This is a genomic window from Streptomyces sp. NPDC003016 (assembly GCF_053591455.1).
The window spans coordinates 42857-61839 of sequence record NZ_JBSFTV010000036.1; the positions used below are offsets into that span (position 1 = coordinate 42857).

Consider the following 18983-nt stretch of genomic DNA (forward strand, 5'->3'; position numbering starts at 1 on the left):
CCCCAGAAGCGGTCAGCGGATCAACCAGCAGGAAACGGACCCCCGCACGCCCAGAGCCCAGAGCACAGAGCCAGAGCAAGGAAGGGGGGAGTCCGCGAAGACCGGCGATCCGGCGACGACAGCCGCGCGAAGCACGCCCACGGCCTCTCGGGCCGGCGGCTTCAGCACGCCAAGGGGTCGGCCACCGAACGACCGGTGGCTAGCCTCTGTCGGATTCAGGGCAGGACATACCCGCGAAGCTACCAGCACGCCTCCGGGCCTCTCCACCGGTTTCCGCATGCGCGGAGGGCCCCGGCAACCACAGCCGGGGCCCTCCGCTTTCCACCTCGCGCCTTCCGCCGTCCGCCTCCCACGCCCGGGGCGTCGTCAGCCCTTCACACAGATGACCTGCTTCAGCTTCGCGACGACCTCGACGAGGTCCCGCTGCTGGTCGATGACCTGCTCGATCGGCTTGTACGCGGCCGGGATCTCGTCCACGACACCGGAGTCCTTCCGGCACTCCACGCCCCGCGTCTGCTCTTCCAGGTCCCGCGTGGAGAAGCGCCGCTTCGCCGCGCTGCGGCTCATCCGCCGACCGGCGCCGTGCGAGGCCGAGTTGAACGACTTCTCGTTCCCCAGCCCCTTCACGATGTACGAACCCGTGCCCATCGAACCCGGGATGATCCCGAGGTCACCGGAGCCCGCCCGGATCGCCCCCTTGCGGGTGACCAGCAGGTCCATGCCCTCGTAACGCTCTTCGCTGACGTAGTTGTGGTGGCAGGAGATGACCGGCTCGAAGGTCACCCCGGCCTTCTTGAACTCCCGGCGGACCACGTCCTGGAAGAGCCCCATCATGATCGCGCGGTTGTGCTTCGCGTACTCCTGCGCCCAGAAGAGATCGTTGCGGTACGCCGCCATCTGCGGAGTGTCCGAGACGAAGACCGCCAGGTCACGATCGATCAGCCCCTGGTTGTGCGGCAGCTTCTGGGCCTGGCCGATGTGGTACTCGGCCAGCTCCTTCCCGATGTTCCGCGAGCCGGAGTGGAGCATCAGCCAAATGGAATCGGTCGAATCAATACAGAACTCGACGAAGTGATTCCCCGACCCCAGGGTCCCCATCTGCTTCGTGGCACGCTCCTGACGGAATTTCACCGCATCGGCCACGCCGTCGAACCGTCCCCAGAAGTCGTCCCACCCCGCCGTCGGGAAGCCGTGCAGCCGCCCCGGGTCGACCGGACTGTCGTGCATTCCCCGGCCCACCGGAATCGCCTGCTCGATCTTCGACCGGAGCCGCGAGAGGTCGCCCGGAAGGTCGTTCGCCGTCAGCGACGTCTTCACCGCCGACATGCCGCAGCCGATGTCCACCCCGACCGCGGCCGGACAGACCGCGCCGTGCATCGCGATCACCGAGCCGACGGTGGCGCCCTTGCCGTAGTGGACGTCCGGCATGACGGCGAGGCCCTTGATCCAGGGCAGGGTGGCGACGTTCTGGAGCTGCTGCATCGCGCCGCCCTCGACGGTGGCGGGATCCGCCCACATCCGGATCGGAACCTTCGCGCCCGGAACCTCTACATACGACATAACCCCTCAACTCCCCCGAAATAAAGAAAACGCAAATCTGGCATCAAGTACCGCGAAAGAGACAGCGGACCAGCGTTTGGCCAGCGCGTGCGATACACATTGTGTCCATCGGCCGCCATCGCGCGGCAACCGTATTTCTGATCGAAGGGGGCCTGGGCCGTGCAGCGAAAGGCGTACGTACCCGGCGTCGCACTCCTCGCGGCGCTCACCGCCGGCTGCACCGGCGGCTCCGGTACCGAAGGCTCCACCGCCGACTCCAAGGCGGACGACACCACCACCTCCGTCGCCGCCCCCGGCAAGTACCGCACGCTCCGCGAGCCCTGCGGCTCCGTCGACCGGAGCACCCTCCGCAACCTCCTCCCCGGCGTCGCCACGCTCCCCGAGGAGCAGCAGGAGAAGGCGTACGCGGGCACCGCCGCCGTCACGTACGACACGGACCGGCGCGTCGGCTGCCGCTGGAAGGCGGACTCCCCGGGCGCCACGCACCAGCTCCTGATCGACTTCGAGCGGGTCGTCTCGTACGACTCCGGCGTCAGCGACGACGACCGCGCGAAGGAGGTGTACGCCAGGCAGGAGGCCGCGGCGGACCTCCCGGCCCCCACCGGGCGCCCGACGGAGGACGAGAGCGCGAGCGCGAGTGAAGGCGAGGGGAAGGGCGGCGAGGGAGAAGCGAGCGCGCCCCCCAGAACCGGCGAATCCCCCACCGCGTCCGCCTCCAGGGCCGACGACAGGGCCACCTCCGGGGCCGACGGCGGCGAGTCCGGCGCCCCGACTCCCGGCAGCGACGCGTCCGACGGCGAGAACGGCGCCGGGCCCGGCACGGAGTCCGGCACCGCGCCCGGCACCGGCACCCAGACCCCCGAAGGTCTGGAGCCCCGTGTCCTCACCGGCCTCGGCGACGCCGCCTTCCTGGACGACACCCTGGCCCGCTCCGGCTCGACCACCCAGCGCCGCACCGTCAGCGTGGTGTTCCGCACCTCGAACGTCATCGTGACCGTCCAGTACAGCGCGCAGCCCTCCCTGACCACCGATGTCCCCGACAGCAAGGAACTGCAGGAGAAGACGCGGGCCCTGGCCCGCAGGCTCGCCGAGCAGTTCAGCGACCAGTGATCAGCCGACCAGTGATCAGCCGACCCATGAGCGAAGGAACCATGCACCGATCAGCCCCGCGACTCTCTCGCATTCTCGCCTGCGCAGCCGTCCCGGTGATGCTCGTCGCCGCCGGCTGCTCCTCGGACTCCGAAGGCGAGAAGGACGCGTCCCCGTCCGCCAGCGCCTCGCCCACGGTGTCGGCGACGCCGACCGTCGAGCCCGCGGCGTTCTCGAAGCTGCCCGAGCCGTGCAAGTCGGTCAAGAAGAAGACGGTCGACTCGCTGGTGCCCGAGGCGAAGGACAGGTCCGGTACGACCGACAAGTCCAACGACGTCTCCACACGCGGCGGTTGCTCCTGGAACGGCCTGGACAACAAGGGCGTCGACGGCTCCCAGTACCGCTGGCTCTCCGTCTCCTTCATGCGGTACGACTCCGACCAGACCCGCGGCCCCGGCGACAAGCTGGCCGAGGAGTACTACGCGAAGCAGGTCGACGGCGCGAAGGCGACGGAGGGTGCGAAGAAGGTCGAGTCCCAGGCCGCCGACTCCATCGGCGACCAGGCGACAGTGGTGACGTACGACCTGCGCAAGACGGACGCGGACTTCAAGTACGCAACGGTCGTGACACGTACGGAGAACGTCGTCGCCACCGTCGTCTACAACGGCGCCGGCTACCAGGGCGCCACGTCCCCCAAGGTCTCCGACCTGCTGAAGGGCGCCCAGAAGGCGGCCAAGGAGGCGGTGGCCTCGGTCGCCGCGGCGACCAAGTAGCACTCGGCAGGAGAAGGGAAACCAGCGCTTACCGCCTGATTTCCGGCAGCTCACGGAGCCCGGCCCTCCCCCCGGAGGCCGGGCTCCGCCCGTACCCGCGCAACGGGACCCGCACACATGTGCCAGGCTGACCCCGCCAAGTTCGACGTAACGGGAGGGGATCGCGGGTGGCCGCGATGCAGTTGACACGCACGCACCGCATATTGATCGGTGTCGTCGTCGCCGGAGCGGTGGTCATCGCCGCGATCGGCTTCGCCGGCTCGTACGCCGCCGTGCGCGAGCTGGCCCAGGAGAAGGGCTTCGGGGACTTCTCGCTGGTCTTCCCGATCGGCATCGACGCGGGCATCTGCGTCCTGCTGGCGCTGGACCTCCTCCTGACCTGGATGCGCATCCCGTTCCCCCTCCTCCGCCAGACGGCCTGGCTGCTGACCGCCGCGACGATCGCCTTCAACGGCGCGGCGTCCTGGCCCGATCCGCTGGGCGTCGGCATGCACGCCGTCATCCCGGTCCTCTTCGTGGTCTCGGTCGAGGCGGCGCGGCACGCGGTCGGCCGGATCGCCGACATCACGGCCGACAAGCACATGGAGGGCGTACGCCTGACCCGCTGGCTGCTCTCGCCCCTGCCGACGTTCAAGCTGTGGCGGCGCATGAAGCTGTGGGAGCTGCGCTCGTACGAGCAGGTCATCAAGTTGGAGCAGGACCGCCTGATCTACCAGGCGCGCCTCCAGGCCCGGTACGGGCGTGCCTGGCGCCGCAAGGCCCCCGTCGAGTCGCTGATGCCGCTGCGTCTCGCGAAGTACGGCGTCCCGCTCGCGGACACGGCCGCCGCGGGCCTGGCCGCGGCCGGCATCGAGCCGGCGCTGCTGCCCCCGGCCCCGGAGATCGGGACGCGGCCCCAGGAACGCCGGGCACTGCCGCCCCAGGCCCAGGCCCACACCCAGCCGGTACGGGAGCAACAGGAACAGGCGCCGGCGCACGGGCAGCCCCACCCCGACGAGGAGTGGCTGGAAGCCCCGGACATGGACCACGAGCACGAGCGCGAGGACGAGACCCACGCCGCCCCGGAGGAGGGCCCCGGCTCGCACGAGAGCCCGTGGTTCGCCGCACCCCAGACACAGCAGGCACAGCAGGCACAGCAGGCACAGCAGACACAGCAGGCACAGCAGACGTACGGCAACGCCTACGGCCCGGCGGCGTACGCCGAGGCCCCGGACCCCGCCCACCCCCTCGGCTCCATCCCGGGCCCGCGCCACGAGCAGGACCCGGCGCGGTACCCGGACGCCGGGCACCACCCCGAGCCCGAAGAGATCTCCCCCGAAGAGATCTACTACGACGCGTTCCGCAAGTACCTGGGCGAGTACAACGCCGTCCCGACGCCCCGCCAGTTCGGCTCCTACCTCCAGGACATGTACGCCGAGGTCCCGACCCCCGGTGAACTGACGGAGTACACGAACCGCTTCCAGGTCCGCCACCAGCACGAACTCGACGCCGAACACATCGCCTAGGCCCGCTTCTTGCGTGCCGCCCCTCCCCACGGCGCCAGGACGGCCGCGGCCACGGCGAGGGCGATGCAGCCCCCGGCCGGAATGCCCCACCACTGCGGCGACAGGCCCCAGGGGTTGTCCCCGAGGACGCTTCCGACGACTCCGAGTGCGCCCTGGATACCGATGATCCAGCCGGCTGCTTCGGTGATTCCCCTCATATCCCTACGCTCGCCCGCCGCCCCCTCGGGGGCGTCCCGCCCCGGCCGAACCCCGGGTACGCCGAAGGACGCAGCGCCACCGGGCACCCCTCCCCCGCGCCTCCGCCCGCACACGGAAGGGCCGCCGCCCCCGGCAGTCGATCCGGGGGCGGCGGCCCTTCCGTCGGCGCGTCGACGCGGGAGCGGCTACGCCCCGAGCAGCTTGCGCACCCGGTCCGCCCCCACCGCGAGCAGCAGCGTGGGCAGTCGCGGCCCGGTGTCCCGCCCGACCAGCAGCTGGTAGAGCAGCGCGAAGAACGACCGCTGCGCGACCTTCAGCTCCGGCGTCGGCTTCGCGTCCGGCTCCAGCCCCGCCATCACCTTCGGCACGCCGTAGACGAGCGTCGTGAGCCCGTCCAGCGACCAGTGCGAGTCGAGCCCGTCGACGAGCAGCCGCAGCGACTCCCGCCCGGCCTCGTCCAGCGACCCCAGGATCTCCGCGTCCGGCTCACTGCGCACGACCGTGCGCTGCTCGGCCGGGACCTGGGTGGTGATCCAGCTCTCGGCGCGGTCGAAGCGCGGCCGCACCTCGTCCAGCGAGGTGACCGGGTGCTCCGGGTCCAGCTCGCTCAGGATGCGCAGCGCCTGGTCCTCGTGCCCGGCGGTGATGTCGGCCACCGAGGCGAGCGTCCGGTACGGCAGCGGGCGCGGCGTCCGCGGCAGCTCACCGGCGGCCGTCCTGATCGCACGCGAGTGGGCCGCCGCGTCGGCCGGCAGGACCGTCCCCTCGGCGACCTTCTTCTCCAGCGAGTCCCACTCGTCGTAGAGCCGCTGGATCTCCTGGTCGAAAGCGATCTTGAAGGACTGGTTGGGCCGCCGGCGCGCGTACAGCCACCGGAGCAGCGGCGCCTCCATGATCTTCAGCGCGTCGGCCGGCGTCGGCACGCCGCCCTTGCTGCTGGACATCTTCGCCATCCCGCTGATGCCGACGAAGGCGTACATCGGCCCGATCGGCTGCACGCCGCCGAAGACCTCACGCACGATCTGCCCGCCCACCACGAACGACGACCCCGGCGACGAGTGGTCGACACCGCTCGGCTCGAAGACCACGCCCTCGTACGCCCAGCGCATCGGCCAGTCGACCTTCCAGACCAGCTTGCCGCCGTTGAACTCGCTCAGCAGCACGGTCTCGGAGTGCCCGCAGGCACACACGTACGACAGAGCGGTGCTCTCGTCGTCGTACGCCGTCACCGTGGTGAGGTCCTTGCCGCACACCGTGCAGTACGGCTTGTACGGGAAGTACCCCGCGCCGCCGCCGCTGCCGTCGTCCTCGTTCGCCGCCCCGGACCCCTCGGCGGCCTCCAGCTCGGCCTCGTCGACCGGCTTCTGACCCTGCTTCTGCCCCTGCTTCTTGGTCTGCTGCCCGGGGTCCTTCTTCGTCCGGTACCGGTCGAGCACGGCGTCGATGTCGGCCCGGTGCCTCATCGCGTGCAGGATCTGCTCGCGGTAGGCCCCGCTCGTGTACTGCTCGGTCTGGCTGATCCCGTCGTACTCGACACCGAGCTCGGCGAGCGCCTCGGTCATGGCGGCCTTGAAGTGCTCGGCCCAGTTCGGGTACGCCGACCCGGCCGGCGCGGGCACCGACGTCAGCGGCTTGCCGATGTGTTCGGTCCACGCGGCCTTGTCGACCCCGGGGATGCCCTCCGGCACCTTGCGGTACCGGTCGTAGTCGTCCCACGAGATGAGGTGCCGGACCTCGTACCCGCGCCGCCGGATCTCGTCCGCGACCAGGTGCGGGGTCATGACCTCGCGCAGGTTGCCCAGGTGGATCGGCCCGGAGGGGGAGAGGCCGGACGCGACGACGACCACCGGTGCGCCGGCACCATCGTGCTTCGCCCCAGGGGCACGTCGCTCCGACTCGGCGATGACCTCGTCCGCGAACCGGGAGACCCAGTCGGTCTCTGTGCTGCTCTGAGCCACGATCGGCACGTCCTTCTTCCTCGATAGCTGGCACAGCCATTCTCCCAGACGGAGCGGCCCCGCCGAGGCTGCCTTTATACGAGGGGACCACCCCCCACCCCACATGAAATACTCGTCTGCACATTCCACTTTCCTCTCGACAGGAACGGCAGCTCATGGCCTCGGTCCATTCCCTCGCTTCGACCGTCAACCAGCGCGTCGCGGACGCCCTCTCGGCAGCCCTGCCGGAGGCCGGCGCCGCCGACCCGCTGCTGCGACGGAGCGACCGGGCCGACTTCCAGGCGAACGGCATCCTCGCGCTCGCCAAGAAGGCCAAGGCCAACCCGCGCGAGCTGGCCACGCGGGTCGTCGCCGGGCTGCCCGCCGACGGCGACGACCTGATCAGGGACATCGAGGTCTCCGGCCCCGGCTTCCTGAACATCACGGTCGCCGACAAGGCGATCATCGAGACCCTCGCGGCCCGCGCCGCCGACGACCGTCTCGGCGTACCGTCGGCCGAGCGGCCGGGCACGACCGTCATCGACTACGCGCAGCCGAACGTCGCCAAGGAGATGCACGTCGGGCACCTGCGCTCCGCCGTGATCGGCGCGGCGATGGTCGAGATCCTCGAATTCACCGGTGAGAAGGTCGTACGCCGCCACCACATCGGCGACTGGGGCACCCAGTTCGGCATGCTCATCCAGTACCTGACCGAGCACCCGCACGAGCTGGACCACCGGCACGGCGGCCCGGAGGAGGGCGAGGCGGCGATGTCGTCCCTCAACCGCCTCTACAAGGCGTCGCGCGCGCTCTTCGACTCCGACGAGGACTTCAAGGCGCGCTCCCGGGACCGTGTCGTGGCCCTCCAGGCCGGCGACCCGGAGACCCTCGCCCTCTGGCAGCGCTTCGTCGACGAGTCGAAGATCTACTTCTACTCGGTCTTCGACAAGCTCGACATGGAGATCCACGACGAGGACGTCGTCGGCGAGTCCGGCTACAACGCCATGCTCGAAGAGACCTGCCAGATCCTGGAGGACTCGGGCGTGGCGATCCGTTCCGACGGCGCGCTGTGCGTCTTCTTCGAGGACGTGAAGGGCCCGGACGGCAAGCCGTCCCCGCTGATCGTCAAGAAGTCGAACGGCGGCTACGGCTACGCCGCCACCGACCTCTCCGCCATCCGCGACCGCGTCCAGAACCTCGGCGCGAGCACACTGCTGTACGTCGTGGACGCCCGCCAGTCCCTCCACTTCAAGATGGTCTTCGAGACCGCCCGCCGGGCCGGCTGGCTGGGCGACGACGTGCAGGCGGTCCAGCTCGCCTTCGGCACGGTCCTCGGCAAGGACGGCAAGCCGTTCAAGACGCGTGAGGGCGAGACGGTCCGGCTCGTCGACCTCCTCGACGAGGCGATCGAGCGCGCGTCGGCCGTCGTGCGCGAGAAGGCCCAGGACCTGACCGAGGAGGAGATCGCCGAGCGCGGCACGCAGGTCGGCATCGGCGCGGTGAAGTACGCCGACCTCTCCACCTCCGCGTCCCGCGACTACAAGTTCGACCTGGACCAGATGGTGTCGCTGAACGGCGACACGTCGGTGTACCTCCAGTACGCGTACGCCCGTATCCAGTCGATCCTCCGCAAGGCGGGCGACGTGAAGCCGGCCGCCCACCCGGAGCTCGAACTCGCCGACGCCGAGCGGGCGCTGGGTCTGCACCTGGACCGGTTCGCGGAGAGCCTGGCCGAGGCGGCGTCGGCGTACGAGCCGCACAAGCTGGCGGCGTACCTGTACCAGCTGGCCTCGCACTACACGACGTTCTACTCGGAGTGCCCGGTCCTGAAGGCACAGTCCCCGGCCCAGGTCGAGAACCGCCTCCTCCTCTGCGACCTGACCGCCCGCACGCTCCACCGGGGCATGGCCCTGCTCGGCATCCGCACGCCCGAGCGCCTCTGACCACGCGACGCGGAGATGCCCCCACCGGGTTCATCCGGTGGGGGCATCTCCGCGTCCGGTCACGGAGTCAGCGGATACGACGGCCGCCCGGCGGCCTCGTCGATCTCACCGTGGGCTTTCCCCAGCAGCTGCGACGCGAGGTCCATGAGCGCACGCGCGCCCGCGACCTCCTCGCCGACCCGCAGCTGTTCGGCGTCGGTCGGGTGCCGTTTGGCGTACCCGTGGGCCCGCAGCTCCACGCCGTCGCTGAGCCGCACCATCGCGGCCGCCCTGGTCCTGCCGTCGTGCTCCTCGAACTCCATCTCGATGTGCCATCCGACGAGTGTGTGCATGGCCGCTCACCTCCAGCAGTTCCCTTCCCCCTTCTCCTTCCAGGGTGCGCCGCCGGACCGCTGATCACCACTCCCCACTTACCAGAAGGTGAGTACCTGACTTATTGGTCGGTACTTGTCGCCGACTCAGCGCCCGGCGAGGATCAAAGGGCCCCGGAAACATCAGAAACCTCCCCCCAGGAGCCTCGGTGTCCCAGCCCCTTCCCCTGCCTCCCGTGTCCGTCCTCGGCCTCGGCATGATGGGCGGCGCCCTGGCCGCCGCCCTCCTGAAGGCCGGCCACCCGGTCACCGTCTGGAACCGCTCCGCCGCCAGGACCGGCTCCCTGGCCGCGCGGGGGGCGACCCCCGCCGGGACGGTCACCGACGCCGTGGCTGCGAGCCCGCTGGTGATCGTCTGCCTCACCACCAACGACAACGTCACCGAGACCCTCGCCGACGTCGACTTCACCGGCAAGACCCTGGTCAACCTCACCAACGGCACCCCGGCCCAGGCCCGCGACCTCGCCGCCCGAGCCGGGAAGCAGGGCGCCGCGTACATCGACGGCGGGATCATGGCGGTCCCGCAGATGATCGCGACCCCGGCGGCGTACATCCTCTACAGCGGCGACGAGCAGGCGTACGAGACCCACCGGCCCACCCTGGCCGCCCTCGGCGGCACCCAGTGGGTCGGCACCGACCCGGGCCGCGCGGCCCTCCACGACCTGTCGCTCCTCACCGGCATGTACGGCATGGTGATCGGCGTGGCGCAGGCATTCGCCCTGATCCGTACGGAGAACGTCACGGCCACCGAGTTCGCCGAGCCGCTGCGCGCCTGGGTCTCGGCGATGCTGAGCGGACTGATCCCGGAGATGGCCACGGCCATCGACTCCGGGCAGCACCTCACCGACGTCTCCAGCCTCGGCATCAACCAGGCGGCTTTCCGGAACTTCCTCACCACGTACGACGACCAGGGCGTCAGCCCCGAACTCTTCGTCCCCTTCCAGAAGCTCCTGGACCGCTCGGTGGAGGAGGGCCACGCGGCGGACGGCCTCTCCCGCCTCGCCGACCTGCTCAAGAAGGAGCGTCCAGCACGGTGAACTCGCACCACACGACCTTCCCGGGCTCGCGCTCGCCGACCCCCCACCGGTCGGCGAGCGCCGTCACGAGCAGAAGCCCCCGCCCGGACTCCCCGTCCGGCTCCCGCACGCGGGGCAGCCCGTCACCACTGTCGTGCACCTCGATACGCAGTACCCCTCCCCCGTACAGCCACAGGCGCAACCGGTACCCCCGCCCCGGTGGAACGCCGTGCACCAGCGCGTTGGTCGCCAGCTCGCTCACGCACAGCAGTACGTCGTCCATGCGCGCGTCCATGCCCCAGTCGGCCAGAGCCCGGCGTGCGAACTCCCTGGCGGCGGACACGGAGCGCCGGTCCCGCCGGTAGAACCTCTCGCACAGCAACAGCAGTTGTTCTGTCTCGTTCACGGGACGAGGGTTGCGGAGAGTGACTAGCGTGGAGCACTGAGCCAACCCGTACAGATTTCTTGTACGGGTTCGCACCGGGTCAAGCACGGGCAGATGTGGGGAGTTGGACGGCATGAGCCCCAGGAAACGTCCGAAGAAGAACGCGTCGGCGATGAAGATGCTGGGGGCCCAGCTGGCGGCGTTCCGCCGGGCGGCGGGCTACACCCAGCGCTCGCTCGGTGAGCGCATCGGAGCCGACGAGGAGACGATCGCCTCGATCGAGCAGGGCAGACGGCCGTTGAAGGCGGACTTGGCCGAGACGCTCGACAAACTGCTCGACACGAAGGGCGCACTGTCGGCAGGTGTGGAGAACCTCCCCGAAATCGATCTGTTCCCCCTGTGGGCGGAGCAGTTCCTCGACCATGAACGCGAAGCCATCGCGCTGTCCTCGTACGACAACCAGGTGTTGCCAGGTCTGCTCCAGACTGAGACGTACGCCCGCGCAGTCTTCCGGAGCCGTGTCCCGGCGTACGACGAAGATGAGATGGAAGCTCAGATCGCTGCCCGTATCGAGCGCCAGGAGATCCTGCACCGCAGAGTCCCGCCTACCGTCAGCTACGTCATCTGGGAGCCGGTTCTCCGCCTCCCTCTTGGCAACCGCCAGGTCCACGCTGAACAGCTGGCCCACCTACGCGTGAAATCTGAACTCCCCTGCTTGTCTGTTCAGTTTCTCCCACTGAACCGCACAGCTCATGCCGCACTGGACGGCCCCTTCGTCCTGCTGGAGACTCCCGACCACCAGCACCTCGCCTACGCCGAGACCCAACGCGGCAGTCAGTGGGTCTCCGACCCGGGCGAGGTGTCCATCGTGGCGCGAAGGTATGCGATGCTGCGGGCACAGGCCCTCACCCCCGAGGACTCCCGTGGCCTGCTGGATCGTCTGCTGGGAGAGCTATGAGCACCGCACTGCACTGGTTCAAGTCGACGTACAGCGGCAGCGACGGCGGCAACTGCCTCGAAGTCGCCTACACCTGGCGCAAGTCCAGCTACAGCAGCGAGCAAGGCGGCGCCTGCGTGGAAATCGCCACCTGCCCCACCGCCGTCCACGTCCGGGACTCCAAGACCCCCGACGGCCCGACCCTCGCCCTCGCCCCCACCGCCTGGGCGTCCTTCGCAACGTACGCCGCTTCCCACAGCGGTTGACCACCCTCGCGCACCGGCCGGGGGACCGGCAGTGGAGTCAGCCACCACTGCCGCCCCGCCCTTCCCCTTCTCCCCGGGGGACTACTCCTGGCTCACGCCCGCTGCCCTGACGCGGCGGAAGCGGGCGACGGTCCCGTCGTCGCTCCAGCGCTCCAGCCCGGCCTTCTCCAGCACACGGACCGAGGCCGGGTTCGCCGGCTCCACGCCCGCGTGAACCGTGTGCACACCAGGTGCTGCGGACAGGGCGTACTCCACGAGGGCCCGGGTGGCCTCGGAGGCGTAACCACGGCCGCGCCGGGACTCGACGATGCCGTAGCCGACCTCGATGGAGCCGTCACTGGGCGGCCAGAACAACCCGATGGAACCGACCACCAGACCACCGGCCCGCTCGATGATCTTCCGGTGGCCGTACTCGTTCAGGCCCTCGGGGTGCTCGGCGAGGAAACCCGCGATGACACGGTCTCCTTCGGCGGGGAAGTCTTCCGCCCAGTCCGCCAGGCGGGTGTCACAGCGGACAGCGGCGAGTTCGTCGGGGAACCACGGCCGCAGTACGAGGCGGTCGGTGATCAGGTCCGTACCGGACAAGGAAAAAGAGGACACGCGACACTCCTGGTCGTCGTCAGAGGCGACCGGACCGCTCTACTGGCCTCGCGCGGCCCGGACAAGGACACGGTGATGAAGCGCCTGGCGGGCCATATTCATCAACCTCCCTCGTCGCAGCGGCAGTTACGGGTCTCGCGCGTCGACGGATCGTACCAGGGGAGCGGAAGCGGCCGGCCCTGCCGACCGCTTCGCCGTCATCCAGCGGTCACTGCTCCCGGCCGAGCCGGTGGGCGACCTCGGTCGCCCAGTACGTGAGGATCATGTTCGCGCCGGCGCGCTTGATGCCCGTCAGCGACTCCATGATCGCCTTGTCCCGGTCGATCCAGCCACGCTCGGCCGCCGCCTCGATCATCGCGTACTCCCCACTGATCTGGTACGCCGCGACCGGCACGTCCACCGCCTCCGCGACCTTCGCCAGAACATCGAGATAGGGCCCGGCCGGCTTGACCATCACCATGTCGGCGCCCTCCTCCAGGTCCAGCGCCAGCTCCCGCAGAGACTCGCGCACATTGGCCGGGTCCTGCTGGTACGTCTTGCGGTCGCCGCGCAGCGAGGAACCGATGGCCTCCCGGAAGGGGCCGTAGAAGGCGGACGAGTACTTCACCGTGTACGCGAGGATCGAGACGTCCTCCTTGCCGATGGTGTCCAGCGCGTCACGGACGACGCCGACCTGGCCGTCCATCATGCCGCTGGGGCCCACCACGTGCGCGCCCGCGTCCGCCTGGACCTGCGCCATCTCGGCGTACCGCTCCAGCGTCGCGTCATTGTCGACGCGGCCGTCCGCGTCCAGGATGCCGCAGTGGCCGTGGTCGGTGTACTCGTCCAGGCACAGGTCGGACATGATCACGAGGTCGTCGCCGACCTCGGCCCGCACCTCGCGCAGCGCGACCTGGAGAATCCCGTCCGGATCGGTCCCGGCCGTCCCGGCGGCGTCCTTCTTCTCGTCCTCGGGTACGCCGAACAGCATGATCCCCGCGACACCCGCCTCGACGGCTTCGACGGCCGCCTTGCGCAGCGTCTCCAGGGTGTGCTGCCGGACGCCCGGCATGGCCGAGATGGCCACGGGCTCGCTGATGCCTTCCCGTACGAACGCCGGGAGGATCAGATCGGCGGGGTGCAGCCGATGCTCGGCGACCATGCGGCGCATGGCGGGGGTGGTGCGCAACCGACGGGGCCGGGCCCCGGGAAAGGATCCATACACAGTCATGCCAACCACGCTACGCCGCCGCCCCGCCCCCTTTTACCGTCACCCCGTCGGCACCATTCAGCTCGTCCGGCGTTCGAGGACCGGGGTCTGGGGCGGAGCCCCGGTTACGGGAAGGGGCGGGCAGGGGAGAGCGCCGCAGGCAACCCGCACCGCGCACTCCACCCGCACCCGCCCCACACCCACCCGCGCCCCGCGCTAAGTGGTCCGCCGCCGCCGGGACCCCGGCCGCCGCTCACTGGGCCGCGTCACATGCTCGCCCGCCGCGATCGCCGCCCCGCGCCGCTGCGCGCCGAAGTCGGCCAGCGCCTCGGCCAGCTTGTGCACCGAGGGCTCCGGCGACAGGACGTCGACCCGCAGCCCGTGCTCCTCCGCCGTCTTGGCGGTGGCAGGCCCGATGCAGGCAATGACCGTCACGTTGTGCGGCTTGCCGGCGATGCCGACCAGATTCCGCACCGTGCTCGACGAGGTGAACAGCACCGCGTCGAACCCGCCGCCCTTGATCGCCTCACGCGTGTCCGCCGGCGGCGGCGACGCCCGCACGGTCCGGTACGCCGTGACGTCGTCGACCTCCCACCCGAGCTCGATCAGCCCGGCGACCAGCGTCTCCGTCGCGATATCCGCTCGCGGCAGGAAGACCCGGTCGATCGGGTCGAAGACCGGGTCGTACGGCGGCCAGTCCTCCAGCAGCCCGGCCGCCGACTGCTCCCCGCTCGGCACGAGGTCCGGCTTCACACCGAACTCGACCAGCGAGGCGGCCGTCTGCTCACCCACCGCGGCGACCTTGATCCCCGCGAAGGCGCGGGCGTCGAGCCCGTACTCCTCGAACTTCTCCCGGACGGCCTTCACCGCGTTCACCGACGTGAAGGCGATCCACTCGTAGCGCCCCGTGACGAGCCCCTTGACCGCCCGCTCCATCTGCTGCGGGGTGCGCGGCGGCTCGACGGCGATGGTCGGCACCTCGTGCGGCACGGCGCCGTAGGACCGCAGCTGGTCGGAGAGCGACGCCGCCTGCTCCTTCGTACGCGGAACCAGCACCCGCCACCCGAACAGCGGCTTCGACTCGAACCACGACAGCTGCTCGCGCTGAGCAGCGGCGCTGCGCTCGCCGACCACGGCTATGACGGGCTGGTGGCCCTCGGGCGAAGGCAGCACCTTCGCCTGCTTCAGGACCTGGGCGACCGTGCCGAGCGTCGCGTTCCAGGTGCGCTGCCTGGTCGTCGTACCGGCCACGGTCACCGACATCGGCGTATCGGGCTTGCGCCCCGCCGAAACCAGCTCGGCCGCGGCCGCGGCCACCGAATCCAGCGTCGTGGAGACGACGGCCGTGGCGTCGCTGGAGCCGATTTCGGCCCAGCATCTGTCGTCGGCGCTGCGCGCGTCCACGAAGCGCACATCGGCGCCCCGCCCGTCGCGCAGCGGCACGCCGGCGTACGCGGCCACGCCGACGCCCGACGCGACGCCGGGCACGACCTCGAAGGGGATGCCCTCGGCGGCGCAGGCGAGCATCTCCTCGCCCGCGTTGCCGTCGAGGCCGGGGTCGCCGGAGATCGCACGCACGACCCGCCTGCCGCCCCGCGCGGCCTCCATGACAAGATTGGCCGCGTCCCTGATCGCGGGGATGCCGGCGGCTGTTGACACATCGTCAACCACCGTCAGCTGAGGCGTGCTTACGCCCGCCTTCGCATGGGTGCGTACGACGTCGAGGACGTGCGGCTCGGCGATCAGCACGTCCGCGTTCGCGAGCGCCTCGACGGCGCGCAGCGTCAGCAGACCGGGATCACCGGGTCCGGCGCCGAGGAAGGTGACGTGCCCTGACGCGGAGAACGCCGAAGGTACAGAGGCAGAGGTGGTGGGGCTCATTGTGCTCGCTCCCCCATAAGACCGGCCGCACCCTTCGCGAGCATCTCGGCGGCGAGTTCGCGACCGAGAGACATGGCGTCGTTGTGCGACGTGGGTACGGGACCGGTAGTGGACAGCTGCACCAGCTCGGAGCCGTCGGTCGAACCGACGACGCCGCGCAGGCGCATTTCGTTGACAACCTGTCCGTCGGCCAGCAGGTCGGCCAGTGCACCCACAGGTGCGCTGCAACCGGCCTCCAGGGCGGCGAGCAGGGATCGCTCGGCGGTCACGGCGACCCGCGTGTACGGGTCGTCGAGCTCGGCGAGCGCGGCAGCGAGGTCGACGCGCGTGGCGGCGCACTCGACTGCCAGGGCCCCCTGGCCGGGGGCGGGCAGGACCAGGTCGACCGACAGGAACTCGGTCACCTCGTCGATCCTGCCGATGCGGTTGAGGCCGGCGGCGGCCAGAACCACCGCATCCAGTTCCCCGCTCCGTACATATCCGACACGAGTGTCGATGTTTCCGCGAATCGGCACGGTCTCGATGTCGAGACCGTGACCGCGCGCGTACGCGTTGAGCTGCGCCATGCGGCGCGGCGATCCGGTGCCCACGCGGGACCCGGCCGGCAGCTGCGCGAAGGTCAGCCCGTCGCGCGCGACCAGCACGTCACGCGGGTCCTCGCGCTGCGGCACGGCGGCCAGCGTCAGACCGTCCGGCTGGGCGGTCGGCAGATCCTTGAGCGAGTGGACCGCGAAGTCCACCTCGCCCCTCAGCAGCGCGTCGCGCAGTGCGGTGACGAAGACGCCCGTACCGCCGATCTGAGCGAGCTGCTCGCGCGAGACGTCTCCGTACGTGGTGATCTCCACCAGCTCGACGGGGCGCCCCGTGATCTGACGCACCGCCTCGGCGACGTGTCCGGACTGGGCCATGGCGAGCTTGCTGCGCCTGGTCCCCAGCTTCAAGGCATTAGTCGTCATGCCCGTCCTCTATTCCCACCGTCGGGGGTGTCGTTCAGGTCGGCCCTGCTGACGGCGGCGACCGTCTGAGGGTCGAGATCGAAGAGTTCGCGCAGCGCGTCCGCGTACCCGGCGCCACCGGGCTCGCTGGCGAGCTGCTTGACCCGCACGGTGGGCGCGTGCAGGAGCTTGTCGACGACACGGCGCACGGTCTGCGTGATCTCCGCGCGCTGCTTGTCGTCCAGTCCGGGAAGCCGGCCCTCCAGCCGGGCGACCTCGTTGGTGACCACGTCGGCGGCCATGCTGCGCAGGGCGACGACGGTCGGCGTGATCTGCGCGGCCCGCTGGGCGGCACCGAAAGCCGCGACCTCGTCGGACACGATGGTCCGCACCTGGTCCACGTCGGCGGCCATGGGCGCGTCGGCGGATGCCTCGGCCAGCGACTCGATGTCCACGAGCCGTACGCCGTCGAGCCGGTGCACGGCCGCGTCGATGTCACGCGGCATGGCGAGGTCGAGCAGCGCGAGCCGCACCGGCCCGCCGCGCACGCCGGCCCGCTCGCGCGGCCGCCCCTGGGCGACGGCGAGAGCGTTGTCGGCCCAGGCGCCGTGCTGTTCCATGGAGCCGGCCGGTCCGGCGTCGCCGGCCTGCCGGGCGGCGGGTACGACGAGGGTCCCGTCCGGCACGGGGCAGCCCGCGGCCGTACCCGTACCGTGTCCCGCCGAAGCCGTGGCGTGCTCCGCGCCGGACGCGCTGTCCAGGGCCACCCCGAGTGCGGCGGCGACGTTCTCGGCCGTCAGGACGAGGCCCGTCGCGCCGGTGCAGGACACGACGACGTCGACTCGTGCCAGCTCGCGCGCCACCTCGTCCATCGGCACCGCGCGTGCGACGCCCCCGGCCTCGCCGAGGATCTCCGCCAGCCGCTGCGCGCGCGCCTGCGTCCGGTTCGCGACGACGACCTCGGCGACTCCGGTACGTACGAGCGTCGTCGCCGCCAGCGAGGACATCGAGCCCGCGCCGATCACCAGCGCCCGCTTGCCCGCGGCCCACTCGGCGACCGGCTCGCCGGCGGCGAGCTGTTCGAGCCCGAAGGTGACGAGCGACTGCCCGGCCCGGTCGATGCCGGTCTCGGAGTGCGCCCGCTTGCCGACACGCAGGGCCTGCTGGAAGAGGTCGTTGAGGAGCCGGCCCGCGGTGTGGAGCTCCTGCCCCAGCGCGAGCGCGTCCTTGATCTGGCCGAGGATCTGCCCCTCGCCGACGACCATCGAATCGAGCCCGCACGCCACCGACAGAAGGTGGTGGACGGCCCGGTCCTCGTAGTGCACGTAAAGATAAGGAGTGAGCTCTTCGAGCCCCACCCCGCTGTGCTGCGCGAGCAGCGTGGACAGCTCGGCGACACCCGCGTGGAACTTGTCCACGTCGGCGTACAGCTCGATGCGGTTGCAGGTCGCGAGTACGGCGGCCTCGACCGCCGGCTCCGAGGCGAGGGTGTCCTGGAGCAGCTTGGCCCGGGTGTCGGCGGCCAGCGACGCGCGCTCCAGCACACTGACCGGAGCGCTGCGGTGGCTCAGCCCGACGACGAGGAGACTCATGCCGGCATCACGGCGGGGACGTCCCCGTCGGGTCCCTTCCGGTTCGTGGCCGTACCCCCGCGCAGGGGCGGCGGCGATACGTCGGCGCCCGCCCCGGCGGCTTCCTCGCCCGCCTTGCGCTGCTCGTGGAAGGCGAGGATCTGGAGCTCGATGGAGAGGTCGACCTTGCGTACGTCGACCCCTTCCGGCACCGAGAGGACGGTCGGCGCGAAGTTCAGGATCGAGGTGACGCCGGCGGCGATGAGCCGCTCGCTGACCTGCTGGGCAGCGCCCGCGGGGGTGGCGATCACGCCGATGGAGACGCCGTTGTCCTTGATGATCTTTTCGAGCTCGTCGGTGTGCTGCACGGGAATCCCGGCGACCGGCTTGCCCGCCATGGCGGGGTCGGCGTCTATGAGCGCGGCGACGCGGAACCCGCGGGAGGCGAACCCGCCGTAGTTGGCGAGGGCGGCGCCCAGGTTTCCGATGCCGACGATGACGACCGGCCAGTCCTGGGTCAGTCCCAGCTCACGGGAGATCTGGTACACGAGGTACTCGACGTCGTATCCGACACCACGTGTCCCGTAGGACCCGAGGTACGAGAAGTCCTTGCGCAGTTTCGCGGAGTTGACCCCGGCCGCGGCGGCCAGCTCCTCGGAGGAGACCGTGGGGACCGAGCGCTCGGAGAGCGCCGTCAGGGCGCGCAGATACAGCGGAAGGCGGGCGACGGTGGCCTCGGGAATGCCTCGGCTACGGGTCGCCGGTCGGTGAGTTCGGCCAGTTGCCACGGTGCTCCTGCGGGATGAGCGGGGCTGCAGGCGGCCGTA

Annotated in this window: 18 protein-coding genes; 7 read left to right on the forward strand and 11 right to left on the reverse strand. The window is 70.6% G+C overall.

The features are described from left to right. Positions 1–366 precede the first annotated feature (366 nt). On the reverse strand, positions 367–1560 hold the full coding sequence (locus tag ACWDZ4_RS27315; protein WP_451511038.1) for an RtcB family protein: 1194 nt from the start codon (positions 1558–1560) through the stop codon (positions 367–369). A 159-nt stretch (positions 1561–1719) separates the two neighbouring features. Here ACWDZ4_RS27315 and ACWDZ4_RS27320 point away from each other — a divergent pair, with 159 nt between their 5' ends. The 3 genes from ACWDZ4_RS27320 (at position 1720) to ACWDZ4_RS27330 (ending at position 4927) form a co-directional block, all read left to right on the forward strand. Next, positions 1720–2670, forward strand: coding sequence for a DUF3558 domain-containing protein (locus ACWDZ4_RS27320; protein WP_451511039.1), 951 nt, complete (start codon positions 1720–1722; stop codon positions 2668–2670). Between the two features lie 41 nt (positions 2671–2711). Further along, complete coding sequence (locus ACWDZ4_RS27325) at positions 2712–3422, forward strand: DUF3558 family protein (protein ID WP_451511040.1); 711 nt, start codon at positions 2712–2714, stop codon at positions 3420–3422. Between the two features lie 176 nt (positions 3423–3598). Beyond that, on the forward strand, positions 3599–4927 hold the full coding sequence (locus tag ACWDZ4_RS27330; protein WP_451511041.1) for a DUF2637 domain-containing protein: 1329 nt from the start codon (positions 3599–3601) through the stop codon (positions 4925–4927). Here the strand turns inward: ACWDZ4_RS27330 and ACWDZ4_RS27335 are convergent. Together ACWDZ4_RS27335 and lysS are read right to left on the reverse strand one after the other, a co-directional pair. Next, complete coding sequence (locus ACWDZ4_RS27335; RefSeq protein WP_451511042.1) at positions 4924–5124, reverse strand: hypothetical protein; 201 nt, start codon at positions 5122–5124, stop codon at positions 4924–4926. The genes ACWDZ4_RS27330 and ACWDZ4_RS27335 overlap by 4 nt on opposite strands. Positions 5125–5310: 186 nt before the next feature. After that, positions 5311–7092 carry a lysine--tRNA ligase gene (lysS, locus tag ACWDZ4_RS27340; protein WP_451511043.1) on the reverse strand — a complete coding sequence of 594 codons (1782 nt, stop codon included), beginning with the start codon at positions 7090–7092 and terminating at the stop codon, positions 5311–5313. 146 nt (positions 7093–7238) lie between these two features. Here lysS and argS point away from each other — a divergent pair, with 146 nt between their 5' ends. Beyond that, the gene (gene argS, locus ACWDZ4_RS27345; RefSeq protein WP_451511044.1) at positions 7239–9005 is read left to right on the forward strand and encodes an arginine--tRNA ligase; all 1767 of its coding nucleotides are present in this window, start codon (positions 7239–7241) and stop codon (positions 9003–9005) included. Between the two features lie 59 nt (positions 9006–9064). On the opposite strand, the gene ACWDZ4_RS27350 is transcribed toward argS, so the two are convergent. After that, positions 9065–9337, reverse strand: a complete 273-nt coding sequence (locus ACWDZ4_RS27350; protein ID WP_451511045.1) for a DUF1876 domain-containing protein — start codon at positions 9335–9337, stop codon at positions 9065–9067. Between the two features lie 188 nt (positions 9338–9525). Between ACWDZ4_RS27350 and ACWDZ4_RS27355 the strand changes: the two genes are divergently transcribed. Then, the gene (locus ACWDZ4_RS27355) at positions 9526–10413 is read left to right on the forward strand and encodes an NAD(P)-dependent oxidoreductase (RefSeq protein WP_451511046.1); all 888 of its coding nucleotides are present in this window, start codon (positions 9526–9528) and stop codon (positions 10411–10413) included. Here ACWDZ4_RS27355 and ACWDZ4_RS27360 read toward each other — a convergent pair. Beyond that, positions 10388–10798 (reverse strand): ATP-binding protein, encoded by a 411-nt coding sequence (locus ACWDZ4_RS27360; RefSeq protein WP_451511047.1) that lies wholly within the window; start codon positions 10796–10798, stop codon positions 10388–10390. The genes ACWDZ4_RS27355 and ACWDZ4_RS27360 overlap by 26 nt on opposite strands. Positions 10799–10910: 112 nt before the next feature. Between ACWDZ4_RS27360 and ACWDZ4_RS27365 the strand changes: the two genes are divergently transcribed. Both ACWDZ4_RS27365 and ACWDZ4_RS27370 read left to right on the forward strand, forming a co-directional pair. Further along, positions 10911–11735, forward strand: a complete 825-nt coding sequence (locus tag ACWDZ4_RS27365; protein WP_451511048.1) for a helix-turn-helix domain-containing protein — start codon at positions 10911–10913, stop codon at positions 11733–11735. Further along, the gene (locus ACWDZ4_RS27370; protein WP_451511049.1) at positions 11732–11980 is read left to right on the forward strand and encodes a DUF397 domain-containing protein; all 249 of its coding nucleotides are present in this window, start codon (positions 11732–11734) and stop codon (positions 11978–11980) included. Before ACWDZ4_RS27365 ends, ACWDZ4_RS27370 begins: the two co-directional genes overlap by 4 nt. An 81-nt stretch (positions 11981–12061) precedes the next feature. Here the strand turns inward: ACWDZ4_RS27370 and ACWDZ4_RS27375 are convergent, their stop codons facing one another. The 6 genes from ACWDZ4_RS27375 to ACWDZ4_RS27400 form a co-directional block, all read right to left on the reverse strand. Further along, on the reverse strand, positions 12062–12580 hold the full coding sequence (locus ACWDZ4_RS27375) for a GNAT family N-acetyltransferase (RefSeq protein WP_451511050.1): 519 nt from the start codon (positions 12578–12580) through the stop codon (positions 12062–12064). Between the two features lie 208 nt (positions 12581–12788). Beyond that, on the reverse strand, positions 12789–13790 hold the full coding sequence (hemB, locus tag ACWDZ4_RS27380) for a porphobilinogen synthase (protein WP_451511051.1): 1002 nt from the start codon (positions 13788–13790) through the stop codon (positions 12789–12791). 195 nt (positions 13791–13985) lie between these two features. Beyond that, entirely contained in the window at positions 13986–15650 is a 1665-nt protein-coding gene (locus ACWDZ4_RS27385; RefSeq protein ID WP_451511052.1) for a uroporphyrinogen-III synthase, read from the reverse strand. Continuing rightward, positions 15647–16606 carry a hydroxymethylbilane synthase gene (gene hemC / locus ACWDZ4_RS27390; protein ID WP_451511053.1) on the reverse strand — a complete coding sequence of 320 codons (960 nt, stop codon included), beginning with the start codon at positions 16604–16606 and terminating at the stop codon, positions 15647–15649. The genes ACWDZ4_RS27385 and hemC overlap by 4 nt, the downstream gene beginning before the upstream one ends. Beyond that, positions 16603–18177 (reverse strand): glutamyl-tRNA reductase, encoded by a 1575-nt coding sequence (locus tag ACWDZ4_RS27395; RefSeq protein WP_451511054.1) that lies wholly within the window; start codon positions 18175–18177, stop codon positions 16603–16605. Before ACWDZ4_RS27395 ends, hemC begins: the two co-directional genes overlap by 4 nt. After that, complete coding sequence (locus ACWDZ4_RS27400; protein ID WP_451511055.1) at positions 18174–18944, reverse strand: redox-sensing transcriptional repressor Rex; 771 nt, start codon at positions 18942–18944, stop codon at positions 18174–18176. Before ACWDZ4_RS27400 ends, ACWDZ4_RS27395 begins: the two co-directional genes overlap by 4 nt. Positions 18945–18983 lie beyond the last annotated feature (39 nt).